The sequence below is a fragment of the Azospirillum sp. TSO5 genome (genome assembly GCF_003116065.1).
In the GTDB taxonomy this organism is placed as follows: domain Bacteria; phylum Pseudomonadota; class Alphaproteobacteria; order Azospirillales; family Azospirillaceae; genus Azospirillum.
This window is the reverse complement of the sequence record NZ_LGQY01000144.1, coordinates 40,576-60,360: the sequence shown is the minus strand read 5'-3', so window position 1 is coordinate 60,360 and position 19,785 is coordinate 40,576. Positions and strand designations below refer to the sequence as shown.

The window sequence follows — 19,785 nt, the reverse complement described above, 5'->3', positions numbered from 1 at the left end:
GGCTTTGTGCATCTGAGCGGTGCCCTCGCAGACCGCCAGGATGCCGGCCAACTCGCCGTGCAGGCCGGCGTTCAGCCCGGCCCCGGCAGGGGAGGGCGTCAGGACGACGCGGTCGATCATAATCCGCACCCTCTCCATCGCCTCGGCGCTGTCCTCGCCGCCAGCGAGGGCCGCCTCCAGTGCTTCCACCTTGCGGCGGTAGAGTCCGACAGCTGGCCGAGCAACGCAACCGTCAGACGCGCCCCCTGCGGGTCGTCGAGGGCGATGCTGGTCGCGGCGCAGTGGCGCAGCAAGTGCGGGTTGATCCGTTCGCCGAGGATGGCCGGGGTTGCGCGCTCGAAGCGGCTGTAGACGCCGTTGAGGGTCATCGGCAGCCCCTCGCGGTAATCCACAGCCCATCATGGGCGTGGCCTTGCAGCAGACGCGGCCGGAGCTGGTCGAGATAGCGCGCCATGTGGGGCACCGAGCTGGGCGGCAGCGGGAAGCTCATCGGCCCGCTGCACTTGAGGTCATCGAGTTCCAACTGGATGAGGAAACCGTTGGAGGTCGGCCGGAGATGCTGACCCACCCGCAAACTGGCAAGGGTGCGCCGACGGATCGGTCGGGCCACGGTGAGGGCGATCATCAGGGCGTCGCGGAAGGCGGTGGCATGGGCGAACGGCCGAGCTTCGGGCTTGTCGTCGATCCCGGCGAGGGCGGAGAGGGCGCGTTGGTAGAGGTCGGCGGCGTTGCGGATGCGCGGCGCGATCGGCTTCTGGTTGACGGCGCCGCGCTTCAGGCGACCGGCGGTGCGGCGCAGCCACCCCCAATCGGCGTCGGGCGCCAGGGCCGGCATGATCGCGGCGAGTTGGTCGATGGTGGTCTACAAGGACAGCGGCGCCAGCACCGGACGCAACAGGTCGATGTAGCGACGCACCACGTCCAGCGTCACGCGATCGCCAGGGGTGGCATCCGGTGCCAACAGACCCTGCTGGTCGAGGAAGGTGAGCCAGCGGCCGTAGTTGGCGGCGCGGCCACGACGGGTGGCCGACGCCCAGTCAACGGCGGCACTGGCGTCATCCAGCGGCCCGCCAGCTTCGCAGGCGGCTTGCCACAAGCTGCGGTCCTGCTCATCGCCTCTTCGTCGCTCCCCACGCGGGGGCGTGGATCGAAACGACGGCCGGAACGGGCAGGTGCCATGGCTGCGGAAGGTCGCCCCCTACGCGGGGGCATGGATCGAAACTTGCCCTGGTCGATGCTCATGCGAACGGTGGCGGGTCGCCCCCATGTGAAGGTCGACGGCGTCAAACGACTAAGGGTGGCAGCATCAACTCTCGTTGATTGCGCGCCCGTAGCCACATCGGCAAGAACCTCGCCTTCAACCCGGAGGCAGACTTCTTGCCGTGCATTTTTCGACCGAACGAAAATACGCGCCGAAGTCGCCATGTCAGCTCTGACCTTCGCCATACAGGGTCAGCGGCTACCGGCGGGTCTCATCCAGCATTCCATTTACGGCGGCCAGCCCGCCTCAATCGAACAGGGACGAGAGCGAGCGATCGAAACGCTAGAATGCCAGACGGGTGTCCAGCATCAGGATGTGTGCCCGGTCGGTCAGATCGCCGCCGTTTGTCGCACCTCCCGACAGTGTCGAGCGGACATAGTCATATTCCAGCCCGGTGGTCAGGCCGGGAGCCACGGTCCAGGTGACGCCGCCCTGCCAGATGTCGGCCTTGGCAGGCGTCGTCATGGTCGCCACGTCGTTGCCAAGCGCGCGCATGTAGTTGCCGGCGAACAGCAGCGGGCCGCTGAAATACTGGGCGCCGACGATCAGGTTCTGTTGGTCGCGCGACTGCGCGATGCCCTTGGCATAGCCGCTGTCGCCGCTGAAGGCATAGCTGACGCCGACCTTCGCCGGCCCGTAGCCGACATTGGCGCCGACATGGATGGAGTTCAGATCCTCGAAGGACTGGCTGGCGATGCCGTCGCTCTGCCGCACCGCCTTGCCGGTCTGGTAGAAGGCGCTTGCCTCCACCGTCACGTCGCCGAACGCGCCTTGGAAGGCGGCCCCGGCTTCGACCACGTCACGGAAGGCGAGCGCATCGCCCAGGGCATCCACCTTGCGGCGGTTGACCGACGTGTTGGAATCGCCGGTGCGCGGGGTGTAGGACACCGCGGCCTGCAAGCCGCCGAAGCTGGGGCTGATGTAGATGAACTTGGTTCCGGTGTCGTAGGACACCAGCGTGCGCAGGCTGGTCGCAGCCAGCGGCAGGGCCGCATAGGTGGCGGAGCCGTAGAGGAACAGAATGCCGTTGCTGTCCGGACTGCCGGCAATGCCTTCGGTGTTGGGGCCGATGATGCCGTATTCGTCCGACAGCCCATTGATCACGCCGGCCTGCACCGTGCCGAAGGCGCCATTGGCGTAGAGATAAGCGCGGTCATTCTCCACCGTCCGGCTCGACACCGACGGGTCGCCGTTGCCCGAGACCAGTCGCAGCCGGGCGCCGTAGGTCAGCCCGTTGTCCGCGGTGGCGGACGGGGTGACGATCAGGCGCAGGCGGTTGGCGAACTCGGTCGAGCGCAGCCCGTCGTCCTGCTTCTGGCTGACATAGGCGCCCTGGAAATAGGCGTCGCCGCCGATGGTCAGGCTGAACTCGGCCTCGGCAAGGGCCGGTGCCGCCTGAAGCGCGACGGTGGCGGTGCCGGCCAGGGCTGCGGTGCGAAGTATGGTGATGGTGGACATCGGGCGCATGGGGATGGTCATTCCGGGAATGGACGGCGTTGGACGGGTGGCATCGAATTGAATGGCGGGCGTCAGGCGGCGGGCTGGGCCGCCGGAAACCAGCGGCGGCCGAAGGGGGTGAGGTTGTCGTCGGTCAGGCGGGCGAGGCAGAGGATCTCCACGCTGTCGGCCCAGCGCGGATTCAGGTGGCGGAACTGGGCGACCGCCGGGCTGTCGAGCTTGGCGTCGCTGATTGCGCGGGCCTCCTCCGTCAGGCCATAGCCCTGCCACTTCCAGTCGACGGTGCCTGTCTCGGCGTCGTAATACCGGGCGAAGCATTCGCGGCCGATATGGTCGCGCAATGCCCGGTCCAGCCCGTCAAGCGTCTGGTCCGCATTGGGTGTGTGGCGGACGAACAGCATCGGCATGTAGCGGTAGGAGCGGTAGCCGACGGCGCTGTAGCTCCAGTACCAAAGCCGTCCCGACCGGTCGGCGCGCGCCCGGTCCACCATCTCGGCAACCATCGCGCGCACCAGCCCGTTCGATCCCCAGAAGCGGCGTTCCAGGATGCAGTGGGCGGTGTGGAAGGCGCCGACGGCGGTGCCGGCGATGTCGACCTCCTGGCGGTAGACCGTCGCGAAGCCGACCAGCTCGCCGGTGTCCGGATCCTCCTGAAGGACGCAGTGGTCGAGGTCGCCCAGCTCCTCGTTGAAATACTCCTCGCCATAGCCCTCGAACCAGACGCTGAGCAGGGCGAACATCACCGCCCGCCGTTCGGGCGTCAGGGCGGCGGGTTCGACGATACTGGTCCGCAAGGGGTGATGCGACGCGCGCGGCGTCATGCCGGCGCTCCGGGCAGATCGCTTGCCGACAGGTAGCTGGCCGCACCCGCCTCGCGGACATCGGCGCAAATGTCCTCGTAGTTGCAGGTGATCTCCTCGCCGGCGGCGATGGCGCGGCGGGTGATGAAGACCCGCCAGTCGCCGGGGTCGGCCCGGCCGATGGACGGCTCGTCGTCATGGTTGAGGAAGCGGGCGTCGTCACCGGGCAGCAGTACGCCGACTCCGTCGATCACGCAGCCATGGAAATCCACCAGCCGGGAAAGCTGGGGGAATTCGTCCAGCAGCGCGTCGTCGGCAGCGAAGAGGCGGTCGACACGGGCATCGAACCGCCACACCGGCGTGCTGGCCGCGACGGGCTCCTCGGCGAAGAGACCCAGCCCGTGGATCGGGCTGGGAGCGAGGCGGGTGGGGATGAGGAGCGGCATGGCGTCCTTATTCCGACAGGCTGGGTGATGCGTCAGGCGGCAGCGGTGGCGGTGGGAGCCAGCGATTCGTCGAACTCGAAGCTGGCGGCGTCGTCGACGAACTGCTCCTCGATGGTCGTGCGCGGCTGCTGCAGGCAGACGCCGATGTAATCGGCGAAGCGCGGCGGCGGCGCGAAGCCTTCCGACAGCAGGCGGCTGTTGTCGAAGGCGATGTCCTGTGCGGTGAAGCGGTGGTACTTGCGTCCGCCGGCGGCCATCGTCCGGTGCAGGATGTCGCGCTGCGGGAAGGCAAGGCGATAGGCGCGGTCGAACGGCTTCCAGCCTTCCGGACCCTTCGGGTCGAAAAAGCTGTAAGGGCGGCTGCCCTCATGGCCGTGGCTGGTAAAGGCCTCTTCGAAATCAGCCCAGGTGGTCCGGCTGCCGATGCCGGCGGAGATGTGGTAGATGCTGTGCTTCAGGTCCGGCTTGCGCAGCAGGTCGTGCAGCCGGGCCGAGGCCCAGTCCACCGGCACGATGTCGATGAAGCCGTCAGGCGAGCAGGGCAGCACGCCGGTGCGGTCGACCAGACGGAAGAACCAGAAGATGCTGGCGCTGGGGCGCACGCCCAGCTGGGTGTGGCCGACGACGATCGACGGGCGGCAGACGACGATCGGCAGGTCGGGGAAGCCGGCGGCGAGAGCCCGTTCAGCCGCCGCCTTGCTGCGAGTGTATTCGACGATGTGCGGCGTGTCATGGCCGGGGGCCGGAGCCTCGCTCACCATTTCCAGCCACGGCGTCTCGCCGCAGCAGAAGGCGGTGCCGATGTGCAGGAAGCGCTGGAGATGCTTCATCCGGCGGGCGCGGGCGGCCAGAGCCAGCGTGCCGTCGACATTGATCTGCCAGACCGAGTGGCGGCTGTCGAAGGAGGTGTCGGCCGCGACGTGGACGATGTGGGTCACCGCGTCCAGCCGCGGGTCGGCGCTGGTCGCCAGCGATTGCAGGTCGCCCGGGAGAATCTGGCACAGGCCGGCATAGGCCTCGGCGGTGGCGCGGTCGACGCAGCGCGCGAGGTTGGCGGTGAGGCGGGCGCGGCAGGCGGCCTCGTCGGCGCCGCGGATCAGCAGAAGGCAGTCCGCCGCGGACCCGTTCCGCACGGCGTCGAGGTAGAAGGAGCCGCCGAGGAAGCCGGTACCGCCGGTGAGAAGGATCATGGTGTGCCTCTGTCTCGCGTCTGAAGGGATGGGGGCAGGGGAGGAAGGAAATCCGTCTCAGGAAGAGGCGGGAAGAAGGTCGGGGGCAGGAATGCCGCCCGGGGGAACATTGGTGACGAGGCGGCGGATGCCGCCGCGGTCGACCTGAAGCTGGACGTCGGCCGCGTCGAAATAGGCGTCATCGTGGGTCACCGCGATCACGGTGACGCCGCGCGCCTTCAGCCAGGGAATGATCTCGCGGTAGAACTTGCGCCGGAAATAGGGGGACTGGTCGGCCGCCCATTCGTCCAGCACCAGCACCGGCTTGCGTTCCAGCAGCGCGGCGATCAGGGCGAGGCGCTTCTTCTGGCCCTGCGACAGATCGACGGTGGTGAAGGCGCGGCCGTCGACCGCGACCTTGCCCGACATCTCCAGCAGATCGAGCAGTTCCTCGGCGAAGCCGTCTTCCATCGTCGCGGCGCCATAGAGCTGGCGGGTCACATGGCTGTCGGAGAACACCACGGCGAAGCGGTCGCGGTGAGCGGCTAGGCCGTCCGGCCCCACCGGCACGCCGTCGACCGACAGGATGCCGCGCTGGATCGGATAAAGGCCCAGCAACATGTGGATCAGCGTGCTCTTCCCCGCACCATTGTGGCCGGTAACGAAAACGACGCTGCCGCGTTCGACCGTCATGTCCACCGGACCGACGGTGAAGGACCCCACACCGTCGCGGCTGGCATGGCGGAAGGTGGCGCCCTCCAGCGCGATGGTGGAGAAGTCGTCATCCGATCCGCTGCCGCGGCCTGGAGCCACCGCCTGCGGTGCCGCCTTCAACTCCGCCTCAACCGCGAGGTAAGAGCGGGCGGCGGTCTCGGCGGCGATATAGGACGGATAGGAGGCGACGATGGTGATGACCGGATAGGCGATGAAGGCGGCGGCATGGCCGGCGAGGATGACGGTGGCGATGTCGGTGTTGGTCACCGCCGGCAGCAGGAAGATGATGCCGGCCAGCGCGGCGTAATAGGTCAGCTCGCTGATGGTGAAGTAATGGCTGTACTCCGCACCGAAGCGGTGGCGTTCCTTGCGCAGGGTTTCGGCGCAGGATGTCGCGTCGGCCAGCGCGTTGGCGGCGCGGCGGCGGTTCAGCTTGCACTCGCGCAGCGTCTGCAGGATGTGCTCCGACCGTTCCGACAGGGCGCCTTCGGCCTCGTGGATCGTTTCCGACATCAGTTCCAGCCGGATGACGGAGCGACCGATCAGGATGCCGCCGACGACCAGGAAGCCAAGCACGATCAGGACCGCCGCACCCGACAGGGTGGCGAGGTAAAGCAGGCACAGCAGGATCGCGGCGACCGACTGGAAGCTGATGACCAGGGTCGGCACGGCCTGTGCCAGCAGTTGCAGCTCAGGTCCCGCCACCTGGGCGAGACGGGAGGAGCCGACCGCCATGGCGTCCGGCAGGTCGGCGGCCACTGCCCGGCGCAGCAGGTCGACGCGCAGGATGGCAAGGGCGGCCTGCATCCGCTTTGACGCCGCGTTCATCATCCAGCCCTGGGCGATGCGCCAGAGGAAGGCCGACAGGAGGAAGACGATCAGCAGCCGCTGCAAGCCTTCCGGATCGTCCAGCGCCAGCAGCGCATCGTTCAGCGAGGTCAGGAGGGCGAGGTTGAGCGCGGCGGCCAGCACCGCCAGCAGCATCAGCGGCTGGAGGTTGCGCAACGCCTCGCGTCTCAGGATGCGCCAGAGGTCCATCGCCGCCTCACTTCGACTGGATCATTTCGAGGAGCTTGGACGGCGACACCTTCGACAGGATCGGAGCCGAGGCCGCGGTCTTCGAGCCGTCCTTGGACCCTTCCTTCGCCGGTTCGGGCTTGGTGGCGGGGGTGGGCGCCGCCGGATGCGTGGCGGCGGGCGCCGATTCACCGCCGGTGTTCAGGCTCGGCATCTGGCCGACGGGAGTCTGGCCCGGCGTTCCCTCTCCGCTCAGCGACGGCAACTGCGAGACCGGCGGCACGGCGGTGCTGGTGGGCACCGAGGTCAGCTTGGCGTTCGGGCCGGCGGGCGGCGCGCCCGGCGTTGCGGCGGGGATGCCAGGGGCCGGCAGGCCGTTCTGGCCGGAGGCGGCGTCGAGGATCAGGGGAAGCCCGCCGCTGGCGGCATTGCCGATCACGACGATCTTTGCGTTGGGCGAATGGGCCAGTTCCAGCGTCGCCTCGATGCCGCGCCAGCGCAGGTAATTCTCGGTCAGGTTGGCCTGCACGGTCTCCTGGAAGGCGCGGATGCCTTGGCCTTCCAGCTGCTTGCGCTGGCTTTCGAACAGCTCGCGCTGCAGGCGGAACTGGTATTCCTGCGCCGCCTGGTCCTGCTGGATCTTGCGTTCGATCGACGCCATGATCGCGTCCGGCAGGGTGACATTGCGGATCAGGATGTCCTGGATCAGCAGATAGCCGGTCTTGGTCCGACCGTCCGGCTTCGGCACGTTCTCCGCACCGATCAGCTGGGCATACATCACGCGGTCGGCGACCTGCTCGTAGGTTTCGGTCTGCACCCGCAGGCGGCGATGGGCATACAGCTCGTCCGCCTTGAAGCGCGACACGATCTCGCGCGAGACGGAGCCGACTTCCGGCACTAGCAGCACTTCCAGGTAACGCGGGCCGACATTCTTATGCAGGGCGGCCAGCATCTCCGCATAGGGGCGGTAGCGCACAGTGATCTCGATGCTGACGTTCAGGCCGTCGTTGGCGATGGCCGAATAGGAGCGCGTGTCCTCCTGCAGGCGCAGGTCGTAGATCTCGATCTTGTCCCAGGGGAAAATGACGTGCACGCCCTCGGGCAGCGCTGGCGCCATCTGGGTGCCCTGGTGGAAGCGCTTCCACAGCACGCCACCATGGCCCGCCGGGATGAAGACGACGATGGACGGTGCGAAATAAAGGAAGATCAGGATCCCGACCAGCAGCGTGCACAGCAGGGACCGGCGGTGTTCGTCGTACCAGTGTGCCAGCAGCGCGCGCAGGCGCGACTTCGGCTTCGGCAGCGCATCGGCGTCGTCGATGGTGAAGGCCTGGTCAGCCATGTCACGCGGTCTCCTGCAAGCAAGCCATAGCGGCGGCGGACGCGACCTTGTTGGCCGGCATGTCCATTCGCCCGTTAATCATTCGAATGGTGACGTCGCAGACCGACGACACGTCGCCGTCATGCGAGACGAAGATCACGGTGCGGCCGAGCGACCGCAGCTTGCCGATGATCTCGTTGGTGAAGCGGGTGCGGAACTCGGCGTCCTGGTCGGAGGTCCATTCGTCGAGGATGACGACCGGCCGGCCCTCGGCCACCGCGACCGCCAGGGCGACGCGCCGGCGCTGTCCCTTCGACAGGTCGCGGTTCAGCAGCCCGTCGCCGGTGTCCGGCACCAGATGGTCGATCTTCAGATAGGCCAGCATCTCGCGGAACAGCTCGGCGTCGAAGCCTGGGCCCTGCGGCAGCCGGGTGAACAGGTGGTGGTCCTGGAACACGGCGCAGAAAAGGTCGCGGTAGGCTTCCAGCCGGTCGGTCTCCACCGGTTGGCCGTCGAGCAGAACCTGCCCTTCGTCCGGACGGAACAGCAGAGGGATGACGCGCAGCAGGGTGGACTTGCCCGACCCGTTGGAGCCGACGATGCCGACCACGCTGCCGGCCGGGATGGTCAGGTCCACCGGGCCGATCACGAAGGGCTCCGGCCGCAGCCCTGCGCGATAGGCGAAGCCGACACCGCGCAGCTCGATGCTGGAGAAGCGGCGCGGTGCGCGGGCGGTGCGCGACGGCTCGTATTCCAGTGCCGGCATGGTGCCGAGCAGGGCCGTCAGCTGCGCCGCCGCATCCTCCGCCGCCACATAGTCGGGCACGGCGTTGAGGAATTTCGACAGCGGGCGGGCCAGGAACAGGATAACCGAGGTGACCAGCGGCAGTTCGGACACCGACATCGCGCCCATGCGCGGGAAGATGAAGACGAAGACCGCCGAGAAGCCGATGATGATGGTCGCGATCCAGGAGAACAGCTCGCCCAGATTGCGGCCGTGGCGGCGTTTCAGCTCTTCCCAGCGGGCGACGTCGGCCTCCACCGCCTGGGACAGCTCATCGCGCCGCGCCTTCCCCAGCTTGATCTCGGCATTGCCGCCGACCAGCTCGGAAAAGCCCTGGAGCATCCGCAACTCGGACTCCTTGGCATCCGTCAGCAGGGCGCGGGTCCGCTGCGCCTCGCGTACGTACCAGCCGCCCACCATCAGCGCCGCGACCAGCAGCAGCGTGGCGCCCACGGTCGACAGCGTCCACAGGTAGAGGTAGGCAACCGCCGCCACCAGCATCATGTTGGCGGCGATCGACAGGTTGGGCAGCAGGGCCGCGATGCGCTCCAGATGGTGGTTGCCCAGATCGAAGGACCGCTTGGCCTGCAGATCAAGGATGTCGGCATGGCCCCCCAGCGTGACATGAAGCAGGAAGCGGCGCCGAACCCCAGCCAGCGCGCTGAAGGCTGTGGTCAGCGTCAGGGCGACGAAGCGCTTGCTGAAGGCATAAGCGACCAGCAGCGACAGGCAGAAGACCAGGAAGGGAGTGTCGAGCACCTCGCCGCGCATCCAGCCGCTCAGTTCCGCGCTGAGGCTCATCAGGCTGATGAGGTTGGCGGTGGCGGCGACGCAGCCGGTCACGACCAGCCGGGTCAGGATGCTGCGGTCGGCGAGGCCGATCAGCGGCAGCAGATAGGACGGCGGCCGACTGGGGGGAGGAGTGCGCTTGCCCATCGCCCGATCACTCCGCCAACCAGTTGTCGAGGATGCGGGCGATGGTGCCGTTGTCGCGCAGCTTGACGAAGGCGGCCTGCAGGCGCTCCGCCTTTTCCTTGCGCGCCTTCGGCAGGGCGATGTAGCGGGGGATCAGGCCGGCGGGCTTGGGCAGCACGCGCACGTCCTTCAGCCGGCCGTCCTGCTTCGCCATGTAGTTCAGCACATGCAGGTCGCCGATGATGACATCGACCCGACCCAGGATGAGGCGGCGGAAATTGACCACGTTGCTGCTGGAGGCGAGCTTGTCCAGATAGGTCGCCGCGTCGAAATCGGGCGCGTAGGAGAAGCCGTCGACCACGCCGATCCGGTAGGGAGTGAGATCCTCAAGCCGGTCGAAGGTGATTGTCGAATCCTTGCGCACCATGAACACCGTCGTGCCGGTGCGGAACGGCCCAATCATGTTGTATTGCGCGAAGCGGGCGGGTGACGCGATGAACTGGAAGCCGATGTCAGCGGTGTTCTCGTCCATCGCCTGCACCACCTCTGACCAGGACAGCGGGCGGTGGACCGGGGTGACGCCCAACTCCTTCAGCAGCGCGTTGACAATTTCGGTGTCGATGCCAGTGCGATTGCCGTTGAAGGAGTAATTATAGGGCGGGAAATGGTCTTCCGACGCCACGGTCCAATATTCCGCGTTCGCCGGGAAGGACATGGCAAGCAGAGCCAGCAGGCCCAGCAGCAGAGTCGCAACCAGCGGACGGCGTGGCGGTGCCGTGAAATGGGTGGAGGTCATGGCTGCGATCACGCCTTCGCCGGCTTCTTGCGGCGGGTGGTCAGCAGGATCATGACGAGGAGAGCGCCGGGCGGCGTCAAAACCACCGCCAGAAAGGCGTAAAGCAGGAAGCCGCCGCGGCGGCCGATCCCCAGGAACCCGACCAGCAGGCAGAGACCGATATAGATCAGCTCGAGCACGGCGATGCTTCCCTCTTTACCCGGCGTTCCGTCGTTCAGGCCTTAACCGGCCTTCTGGATCGGCTGTTCGTCCATCTGCGGTGCGGCGGCCGGGGCGTCGGCGGCCTCACCCTTGGCGGCCTCGAACTCCTTGCGGAAATACTCGCGCATCGCATCGATATCGAAGTCCAGCAGCGTGCCGCCGGTCTCGAAATGCTGGGCGAACACCTGGCCCAGAGCCCGGGTCGCTGCCAGAGACAGCGCCGGCATCACCGCCACGCCGAGAGCGGTGCCGATGAAGGGGACGGCCTTGACGGCGGAGCCGAGGACGCTGGAGCTGAGAGCCCCCGGCATGACGCCGCCCAGCAGGGCGCCGACGATGGCGCGGGTCCGCTCCTGCGCGAACTCGACTTCGTACAGCTTGGCGAGCTTGTGGACGAGGTTCAGCTGCGCCGCGCTGACGGCGGCGACGTCGGCGCCCGGAACCGGGATCAGCCCGAAGGCGCCGGAGGCGTAGCTGTGATACTTGATCAGGTCCTGGGCACGCTTCTTACGGTCTACCATGATCCGAAGCCTTTCTCGGGTCGGGAAGTGTTGATCGGTGGTGGATATTCCGACGCGAAACACACGTTTACATGCATCTCGCATCGCCGAGCCGAGCTTCCTGGGGGAAAGCAGCAGCCTTTCGTCAATTGCGGACGCAGCGATTGACAAACAAATGGCGTTTGCTGCTTAGGGGCAGCGAAGAAATTAGCAAATCATGATTAGATCGGTTTTCCGGCAGAACCCATAAGTCTGCCGGATTGGCGTGAGATAACCTACTGATACGTTTTTATTGATTAAAATCGTATTAAGCCGCAATCAGGGTTACTGGGGTTTTGAAAGGATATTGTATCGCCTTGCTGTGGATTGTAACGAAATTCGTCATCTTCTTTTCTTGTGGTCACTGTATTTTGCTACCTGGAAGGGAATCGGAACGGCAGATCGAGCGCCCTGGGCGACAGGGACGCGCGCGATCCGGCGGCAATCGACGCCGTCATGAACAGGATCGTGTCGCGCGCCGGTTCGCCGCCGATGGTCTGGGTCGGCAAGGCGATGCGCAGCAAGACGCCGTCACCGGTGGCTGAGGAGGGAGCCGACCGGCTTCTCAACAGGCGGAGCAGAGCCCATGAGCCGCGTTCCACCAGGGTCAACGTGTCGCCCGCAACGGCCTCGGCCTCGCTCGCCCTGGCGCTTTTCGGCCGGTAGGGCGAACCGGACGCCCAGCGGAAGCTGATCTGCAGCGGCTGACCGATCTTCCAGACCATCGGCTCGGACCCGGTGGAGGCGCCGACCGCACCGCTTCCGGAACGGACCGACCAATCGATGATATGTTCCGCCCCAAGCTCCTGCGTCCGGTTGGTGCCGTAGGTAAAACGCACCCTTACGGGCGCATTGCGTGCGACCGCGTCGAGCAGCGGCCGTGCCGCTTCCATCTTCTCCAGGAAAGCAGCGAGTTCGGGCGTCGCCGCCCTCGTGATCGCGGGCCGGTTCTCGTCAAGCTGCTCGAAGAAGCGGCGAACCTCCTTGGGATCGGCATCGGGCGCGCCGCGGGCGAGGTCCGGACGGACGAAGGGGAAGCGGCCTGCCAGCGACTGGGAGAAGGTCGCGTCGAGCGTCGCCACCGCCGCGCCGGTATCGGGGGCCGAAATCCCGGCGGGCGGTACCGGCAGGGGCGGCGGCGGCGTGTACGGTGCAGGCGCCGGACTGGCGGCAACCGGTCGTTCGGGCATGGGAGCAACCGCTGCCTGGACCGGCGGCGCCGGACGCGGCTCGACAGGCGGTGCGGCCGAAACGGACTCCACGGGTTTGCTTTCAGGGGCAGCGGGTTTGGCCGGCGCCGGTTCGTCCGGCACTCTGCTGGCCAAGGTAGCGGCCATTTGGTCCGGCAGTGCGGCGACAGCCGGGTTCAAGGCCAGCGCTCCTCCCTCGCCGCTTGCGAGCAGGCGGCCGACCGGGACAGCCTCAAGCGCCAGGACGGCGGCGCGGGCCGACGTGGCGGCGGTCGACAGCGCTTCCGTGATGCGCTCGGTGGTGTCGCGGCCGGGCAGATCGGCGATCGCCGCCTTCTGAAGCGCCAGCTTGACAGCATCCGGCAACCCGCGCGCGGGGGCCTGCAACGCGGCGGCGATCGGCCAGCCGGCGGCCTCGGTGACGGCATCGGCCAGCCGGCGGACCTCTGCGACATCCTCTTCGGTCGGTGCCTCGGGAAGGTTCTGCAGACGGTTGGCCAGCGCCTGCGCGCGAAGGCGCAAGGGGTTGCGGGTATAGAGTTCCTCGGCGAGCGGAGTGGCGAGTTGCACCGACTCCGCCCGCAAGGCGACCGCGATGGTCCTGGCATCCAGGTTGGGAAGGTCGGCACCGGCGGCGATGCGCGTGATGAAGCCGTCGGTCGCCGTCACCGGCGGGCGGGGGACGGCACCATAGACGCTTTCCGCCAGCGCGATCAGTTCGTCGAACCCGCTGTTGCGGCGGAAGCGGTCGTAACGCTCCAGTGCGTCGCGCCGGCCGCCGATGCGGTCCAACTGTGCAGCCAGCCGGCGGAAGGCCGGCAATTCTTCGACGCTGCGGGGATTGGTGACGGGAGGCAGGTTGGTCAGGGTGGAACTGGGCAGCAGCGCGTCGCGGATCGGCCGCAGAACCGCGCGGCGCAGGGTGACCGACGCGAGCCGCCGCTTGTCCTCGTCGACGCTGCTGAACAGGGAGGTCGGCAGCAGCGGCGTGGCGAGCTGGTCGCGTTCCATCGCGGCGGTGGCGGCGATCACGCGGGTCGCCAAGGCAGCGTCGGCAACGGCGTTGTGCGACAGCAGCGACCGCCGCAGGTCGGCGACCGAGTCCGCGACGGCGGGGCTGCCGGCCGTGACGGTGGCGAAGCCCTGCCACGCCGCGAGCGACAGGACCGTGGCGGATGCGGCCAGCGTGGCCTGCGCGATCCGGCGACGGCGGCGGCCTTTCAGGAACGCGGCCTCGGACGGACGGCCATAGCCGGGTTCGGCGAAGGCGCGGCCGGGCAGCAGGTCACGGGCAAAGGCCGGGCGCCGTCCGCCCGTCGCGGTCGCACAGGCACCCGTCAGGGCGATGCCGCGCAACGGAAAGGGTTCTGTGGCCTCATCCCCTCCCAACGCACCATCGAGGAACAGCGCCAGCGGGTGCCGCAGCGCTTCCAGGGACGAAGCGAGCAGTGGCAGGCGCACCCCCGCGGTTCCGGCGGCAAGAGCGTCCGCCTCCAGCAGTGCCAGGTCCGACCGGACGGCGTCGAACGCCTCGCCCACCCGGGCGGGCTCGAAAGGCAGCAGCCAGTCCTGCTGGCTGGTCCACCCCAGCGTGCTGTCCAGCAGGGCCGAGGGAACCGCGGCGCAGAGGTCGGCGAAGCCGTCTAGGGCCTCCGCCCGCACCACGACCACATGAACCGGGCAGACCATGCCGAGGTCATCGCGGATCGCCCGCAGCCGGGCGCGCAGGGACTCCGCCCGCTTGGCCAAAGCCTTGCGCGGCGCCTCGCGTTCGGTGGCGGCGCACAGTTCGTCGGCGCCGACCATCAGCAGGATGCCGTCCAGCGGCCGGCGCATCGGCCGCTTGGCCATCGCCGCGACCAGCGACGGCCAGGAGGCGTCGAGCTTTGAGCCGTCGGCGGAATCGGCGCCTGCGTGCAGGATCGCCGCCCCTTCGCAGAACCACCAGCAGCCGTCGCCGGTGCTGCCATCCTCCGGCCAGGTGACATGAGTCGGGTCGGTGGCGAGCAGCGCCGGACCGCCGACGCCGAAGGCGAGGAACCAGGGAATGTCACCGCGCCGCAGGGGACCGCGCATCTGCCGGGTCAGGATATCCAGGCCTTCGCCGTAGATGCGGGCCAGCGGAGGCTTGCCGGCGGTGGCTTTCGACGGAGGTGGGGTCTCCGCCCTCACATGCAGGGGCGAGGAAGGCATGGCCTTGCGCGCGGCCGCCCTGTTGCGGGCCGGCGCCTTGGCGGCGGGCTTGCGGCGACGGCGCAACCGGGCGCGCAGTTTGGGCCAGACCGTCCGGGCCGCCCGGTAGAGAATGTAGGCTGGAAGTGCCGCCAGCGCGTAGGGCAGAAGGGCGAAGACGAAGGACAGGACCCAGCCGATGGCCGAGCCGATGGAGGAGAGCAGGAACTCCAGCGTCAGGATCAATAGGACCATGACAGCCCCATATCCTCGACCGCGGACCGGGCGCCGCGCAGGTCACGCTGAAGCTCGTTCACTGCGGTGGACCACAGCAGATGCGAAACCATCAGGAACAGTGCCGCCACGCCGCCGGCGGCCATCCACCAGCGCCGCGCCGACGGACGGAAGGTGCCGAGCACGGCACCCGCTGGCGGATCATAGGCGCGCGGGCTGGCAAGGCCGGCCTGAATCGGCTCGGTTCCACCTTCCTTGCTGGTAACGATCCGGTGCAACGGAGAACGCCGGGCCGCCGCCTGGGCGTCGTCGGGGAAGCCGAGAGCCAGCGTTGCAAGGTAGACGGTGGCCAGCCCGCGGTCGGCCTTGGCGCCCTGGCGGATCAGGTCGTCGGTCTGGACGAACAGGGTTTGCAACGTGGCGTTCGCGCCGAACAGGCGGCCGGCGACGACGGCATCGGCCGGCTTCACCTGGGACAGCGCCCGGTCGGCCAGCATCGCCATCGCAAAAACCGCCTTCACCACCATGCCATGGGCCGCAGGTCCCTGGGCGGTCGCCGCGGTGCTCATGCCATGGAGCGTCGCGACCAGCCGTTCGGCCACCGATCCGACGGGGGCCTGCTCCTGAGCGCAGCCGGCCAGCAGATCGGTGTGGAAGGCGCGGAACAGGGGCAAAACACCCGGTCCGGTTCCGCGCGTCGCTCCCTGGGTGAGAGCCGGCGCGGCCGGAGCTTGGCCGGACAAGCGGGCAGGCGAGGAAGGCCCAACGGTCACGGTGCTGTGTCCTTCGGCAGCGTAGCCACGGTGAAGCCGTTGCGGCCCAGCCGGATGTCCAGGGCGCCCGCGCCATCCAGCGACTGACGGTGGACGCCCGGCGTGCCGTAGCGGGCGAAGACGATGGTTGCGGTCGGTGTGGCGGTGAAGGGGGGCAGGTTGTGCAGGATCACGCTCTGACCGGGCACCATCTCCCACGACGCGATGGCGATCCGCCCGGCGGCCTCACCGTTCAGGGCGGCCCGATCACGAAACCAGCTTGCGGCGTCGAGCGAACCGAGCCGGCGCGCCAGTTCGCCGTCAACCACCCGGACCACGTCGACGGCCACCGGATGGCGGTCGTTGGCGTCGGCATCGGCCTCGATGCGAAGAATGGGGGCGGAGTTTCCGCTCGCGCCGCCATTCGCGTCCGGACGAGCGGACCTGTCCGCAGCGCAGCCTGCAAGCAGCAGGGCGATCGTCAGAGCCAGACGCTTCATCGTCAGCCACCTGCCGCCGCGGACGCGGCGCCCGGCTGACCGGCGCAGACATAGCCGGCCGGCGTGTGGCGATACCAGTTGCCGGCCGACCCGGCGCAGGGGGCAAGCACCCGGTCATTCCGCTGGGGTACGGCCGGTTCCTCTGCCGGAATCGTCACCGGGCCGGCTGTATCCTTGCCGTTCGTCGGGCGGTTGGTGATGGCGAAGGACTCCTCGTCGTCCTCGACGATCATCACATAGCGGGTGCGCTTGGACGGATAATGGATACCGACGTCATAGTCGCCGTCGGCCACCCGCTCCAGGATCGCGGCGGATTTTTCGCCGCCGAGCGGGGCACAGCCCGCCCCGGCGAGCAGGACCGGCAGCAGCATCGCCGCGGCGAGCCGGCGGCAGAAGAAGGGGCGTGTCATCGGAATGGTCCTGCTCATGCCGGAATGGCCGTGACGGTGCCGGTGGCGGCGCCGATCGCGGCACCGGCTTCCATCAGGTCGGGCGGTGTCGGGTCGATGCCGGCATCGGCCAGCGTGCGGTAGACGGACCGCCAGACCAGTTCCGGCACGGCGAAGCTGGCGTCGTGGTCCTTGACCCAGAAGAACAGGTTGTACTTGCACAGCCACTGGCCGTTGACGGCGCGGAAGCCGTCATAGCGGACGAAAGGCAGACCGCCGGTCGCGCTGGGCATCACCCGGTCGGTGGCGCGCAGCGCACTGGTCAGCAGGCCGCCCATCCGTCCGGGGTCGTGGCGCGCATCGGCGAAATATTCCAGCTTCATCGAGACGCGTTCGACCACGCTGAAATTGACGACGGTGGCCTCCGACACCTTGGCGTTGGGCATGGCGACGATGAAGCCGGCGACGTTGCGCACCCGCACCGTTCGCCACGTCATGTCCACCACGATGCCGCGGACGATGTCGGTGATCTGGATGCTGTCGCCGATCTGGAATGGCCGTTCGATGTTGAGGACGATGCCGGAGAAGACGTTGGCGATGTTCGCCTGGATGGCGAGGCCGACGACCATGCCGACGAGGCCGGAGGCGGCCAGCAGGCTGGTGATCGGCTGCTTCAGCACGAAGGCGATGATGCCGCAGCCGGCGAAGCCGAAGACGATCAGGGTGGAGAAGCGGCGGACGATCGCCGGGATGCGGCGCTGGGTGCGGATCTCCAGCGGGGTCCAGACGAAGCGTTCCAGCGTGCGGTCGACCAGGATCGCCGGCACGATCCACCACAGCACGTTGATGCCGTTCACCACCATGGCGATGCCGCTGGCCGGCAGCGTCGCCACCGCCTGATCCAGCGCGATGTTGCCGGCCGACATCAGCAGAAGCGGCCAGGACAGGATGCGCATGAACAGCGTCTGGATCTTCCAGAACTGGCCGCGGTCGCGCCGGTCCATGAAGGCGGCGAAGACCGCCAGGACGGCGCTGAAGATGGCGATGTAGACGAAGAAGTCGCGATGGATGAAGTCGCGCGCCGCCGGTGCGTCCGGTGTCGCCACCACGCCGAAATCGACGCGGGAGAAGTCCGGCTGCGGCCGGCCGAAGCCGACATAGTTGGGGTCGCCCTCGCTGCTGACGCTGGTGACGTCCTGGGAAATCCAGGCACGCGCCAGCCGCCAGCCGGGCGAGGGGGCGAGCACCCGCCGGGCGCGCAGCTGGTCGAGCAGGGTGGAGCTTTCGCTTTCGCCCTCCATCGCCCGGCGGAAGCGGTCGGCGAGGCTGAGATCGGCGGCCGAGGCGGTTTCCGCCGCCGCCATCGCCTTCAGCTTCTCCACGAAGTCGTTGGTGTTCACCAGCGACATGCCGAGCACGTCGGTGACGAACATCACGGTATTCCGGTTCTGCGTCCGGTGGCGGAAGCTGACGCCGACCGAATGGCTGCCGTAGGGCGGACGCTGGTCGGAGAAGTCGAGTGCGAAGCGCCCCTCGATCCGGTAGGCGACGTAGGTGGTCACCTCGCCGCGTTCCTCGCGGTAGGGCTTGCCGAGTTCCACCGGCTTGACCGCGTTGGTGAAGACGACATCGGCCGGATTGAACGCGCCGCGGTAGCGGAACCAGATGGTCAGGTTCAGCGTCGCTTCGTTGGCATCGGGATTGAGGTCGCGGATCTCGTGCAGCTGGACGCCGGTATAAATGACGTCCGTCTTGTACATAAAGCGGTCGTTGACGTAGAGCGCTCGCCCCCGCTGCACCTCCTCCAGGAAGTTGGAGACGCCGGCCTCGCGGATCGGCTGCAGCTGGGTCAGCGCCGCCACCGGGTTCAGGCCGTTGTAGGTCGCCATCATCACCGGCAGCGTCGCCTGCCCGCGGGCGTCGAAGGTCCAGGCGCCGGCATTGGCCTGGAAGGCGTTCTCGGTCCGGTCGTGGCCGGCGATGGCGAGGCGCAGCGCGTCGCCGTCCGGCTTGCCGGCGCTGGCGGGGGAGGCTGCGATGGCGCCGGCGATCAGGTCGACGCCGTCGGCCCCCAGCGCCGCCGCCCAGTCGGGCACCGCGTTGAAGCGTTTGACATACTGGCCGTAGAAGCGTTGCGCCCGCTCGTTCGCCGTGTCGAACAGAACGGGCGACGCGACCAGCAGGCCATGGCCGTAGGCCTCCGGCGTCAGCGCCTTGGGATTGGCCTGGGTCTGGGCGACGATTTCGGTGCGGAAGGCGGCGGTCGCCATTTCGGAACCGCCGGCGATCAGGTTGCGCACGCCGGCATCGCGCAGCGCGACCACCACGCGGGCGCTGTCCACCGCCGACCCGATGACGACGACGGCGCCGGTCGGCATCTTCTCCTTCACCGCCTGGGCGAGCGTCGGCAGGGCGCCGGCTCCGCCGCGTCCGGGGGCGTAGGTCCACTGGTTGACCAGCTTGGTACCGAAACGCTGGAGGATGGTGTCGAACTGGCCGGCCAGGGTGGCCGCCTGCTCGCTGTCTTCGCGGATGACGGCGACCATCGGTTCGCCCACCACGTTGCGGACGTAGTTGGCGAGGAAGCGGGTCTCATGCGTGCGGTCGAAGGCGATGCTGAACAGCCAGGGGCTGGGCGCCGCATCCGCCGGGCGGACCAGCGGGCGCGGGGCGATCAGCGGGATCTTCTTCTGGGCATAGATGGCGGTGGCGCTGTCGGTGGCCTCCGGCGTGTGGCCGATCACCGCGACGATGGCGGGATCGTTGGCGATGCGCCGGGCGATCTCCAGCGACTTTCCCTTGTCGCCCTCGTCGTCGAAGGGCCTGATCTCCACCGGCCGGCCGCCGATGCCGCCCGCCGCGTTGATGGTGTCGGCACGCAACGCCGCACCCTTGCGCAGCGCAAGCCCCAGTGCGGCGTCCGGTCCGCTCAGCGGTCCGACCACGGCAAGCGTCACTGGCTCGCCGCCGCGTTCGCCGAGGAAGCCGGCGCGCACCACCAGGGACACCAGCACGGTGACCAGCATCGCCGCCGCCAGGATCAGGGCGAAGCGCGCCTTCTTGGTCATGTGCGACCAGCGCAGCGGCGGCCGGGAACGGGGCTGGAGCGAACTCAGCATCGGGTGAA

Annotated in this window: 18 protein-coding genes; all 18 read right to left on the bottom strand. The window is 68.2% G+C overall.

Annotation, left to right across the window (positions count from 1 at the left end):
- Positions 1-116: 116 nt before the first annotated feature.
- Positions 117-368, bottom strand: coding sequence for a hypothetical protein (locus tag TSO5_RS33145; protein ID WP_109154947.1), 252 nt, complete (start codon positions 366-368; stop codon positions 117-119).
- Positions 365-835 carry a hypothetical protein gene (locus tag TSO5_RS29500; protein WP_109154946.1) on the bottom strand — a complete coding sequence of 157 codons (471 nt, stop codon included), beginning with the start codon at positions 833-835 and terminating at the stop codon, positions 365-367. Before TSO5_RS29500 ends, TSO5_RS33145 begins: the two co-directional genes overlap by 4 nt.
- A 27-nt stretch (positions 836-862) precedes the next feature.
- Positions 863-1,096: a hypothetical protein gene (locus tag TSO5_RS29495; protein ID WP_109154945.1), complete on the bottom strand. Its 234-nt coding sequence runs from the start codon at positions 1,094-1,096 to the stop codon at positions 863-865.
- A 447-nt stretch (positions 1,097-1,543) separates the two neighbouring features.
- Positions 1,544-2,728, bottom strand: coding sequence for a porin (locus TSO5_RS29490; RefSeq protein ID WP_247871028.1), 1,185 nt, complete (start codon positions 2,726-2,728; stop codon positions 1,544-1,546).
- A gap of 62 nt (positions 2,729-2,790) precedes the next feature.
- The gene (locus TSO5_RS29485; protein WP_199231060.1) at positions 2,791-3,540 is read right to left on the bottom strand and encodes a hypothetical protein; all 750 of its coding nucleotides are present in this window, start codon (positions 3,538-3,540) and stop codon (positions 2,791-2,793) included.
- Entirely contained in the window at positions 3,537-3,965 is a 429-nt protein-coding gene (locus TSO5_RS29480) for an SET domain-containing protein (protein ID WP_109154944.1), read from the bottom strand. The genes TSO5_RS29485 and TSO5_RS29480 overlap by 4 nt, the downstream gene beginning before the upstream one ends.
- 32 nt (positions 3,966-3,997) lie before the next feature.
- A complete protein-coding gene (locus tag TSO5_RS29475) occupies positions 3,998-5,155 on the bottom strand; it encodes an SDR family oxidoreductase (protein ID WP_109154943.1) in 1,158 nt (385 codons plus the stop codon).
- Between the two features lie 57 nt (positions 5,156-5,212).
- The gene (locus TSO5_RS29470; protein WP_109154942.1) at positions 5,213-6,886 is read right to left on the bottom strand and encodes an ATP-binding cassette domain-containing protein; all 1,674 of its coding nucleotides are present in this window, start codon (positions 6,884-6,886) and stop codon (positions 5,213-5,215) included.
- 7 nt (positions 6,887-6,893) lie between these two features.
- The gene (locus tag TSO5_RS29465) at positions 6,894-8,207 is read right to left on the bottom strand and encodes a prohibitin family protein (RefSeq protein WP_109154941.1); all 1,314 of its coding nucleotides are present in this window, start codon (positions 8,205-8,207) and stop codon (positions 6,894-6,896) included.
- 1 nt (position 8,208) lies between these two features.
- Positions 8,209-9,906: an ATP-binding cassette domain-containing protein gene (locus TSO5_RS29460; protein WP_109154940.1), complete on the bottom strand. Its 1,698-nt coding sequence runs from the start codon at positions 9,904-9,906 to the stop codon at positions 8,209-8,211.
- A gap of 7 nt (positions 9,907-9,913) precedes the next feature.
- Positions 9,914-10,693, bottom strand: a complete 780-nt coding sequence (locus TSO5_RS29455) for a transporter substrate-binding domain-containing protein (RefSeq protein ID WP_247871027.1) — start codon at positions 10,691-10,693, stop codon at positions 9,914-9,916.
- Positions 10,690-10,860: a hypothetical protein gene (locus TSO5_RS33095; protein WP_199231059.1), complete on the bottom strand. Its 171-nt coding sequence runs from the start codon at positions 10,858-10,860 to the stop codon at positions 10,690-10,692. Before TSO5_RS33095 ends, TSO5_RS29455 begins: the two co-directional genes overlap by 4 nt.
- A gap of 42 nt (positions 10,861-10,902) precedes the next feature.
- Positions 10,903-11,403: a DUF697 domain-containing protein gene (locus tag TSO5_RS29450; protein WP_109154938.1), complete on the bottom strand. Its 501-nt coding sequence runs from the start codon at positions 11,401-11,403 to the stop codon at positions 10,903-10,905.
- Between the two features lie 392 nt (positions 11,404-11,795).
- Positions 11,796-15,038, bottom strand: a complete 3,243-nt coding sequence (locus TSO5_RS29445) for a type VI secretion system protein (protein ID WP_247871026.1) — start codon at positions 15,036-15,038, stop codon at positions 11,796-11,798.
- A complete protein-coding gene (locus TSO5_RS29440; RefSeq protein WP_109154937.1) occupies positions 15,026-15,691 on the bottom strand; it encodes a hypothetical protein in 666 nt (221 codons plus the stop codon). The genes TSO5_RS29445 and TSO5_RS29440 overlap by 13 nt, the downstream gene beginning before the upstream one ends.
- A 95-nt stretch (positions 15,692-15,786) precedes the next feature.
- Positions 15,787-16,269 carry a hypothetical protein gene (locus TSO5_RS29435; protein WP_109154936.1) on the bottom strand — a complete coding sequence of 161 codons (483 nt, stop codon included), beginning with the start codon at positions 16,267-16,269 and terminating at the stop codon, positions 15,787-15,789.
- Between the two features lie 2 nt (positions 16,270-16,271).
- Positions 16,272-16,679: a hypothetical protein gene (locus tag TSO5_RS29430; RefSeq protein ID WP_109154935.1), complete on the bottom strand. Its 408-nt coding sequence runs from the start codon at positions 16,677-16,679 to the stop codon at positions 16,272-16,274.
- Positions 16,680-16,693: 14 nt separating this feature from the next.
- Entirely contained in the window at positions 16,694-19,777 is a 3,084-nt protein-coding gene (locus tag TSO5_RS29425) for an ABC transporter substrate-binding protein (RefSeq protein ID WP_109154934.1), read from the bottom strand.
- Between the last annotated feature and the right edge of the window lie 8 nt (positions 19,778-19,785).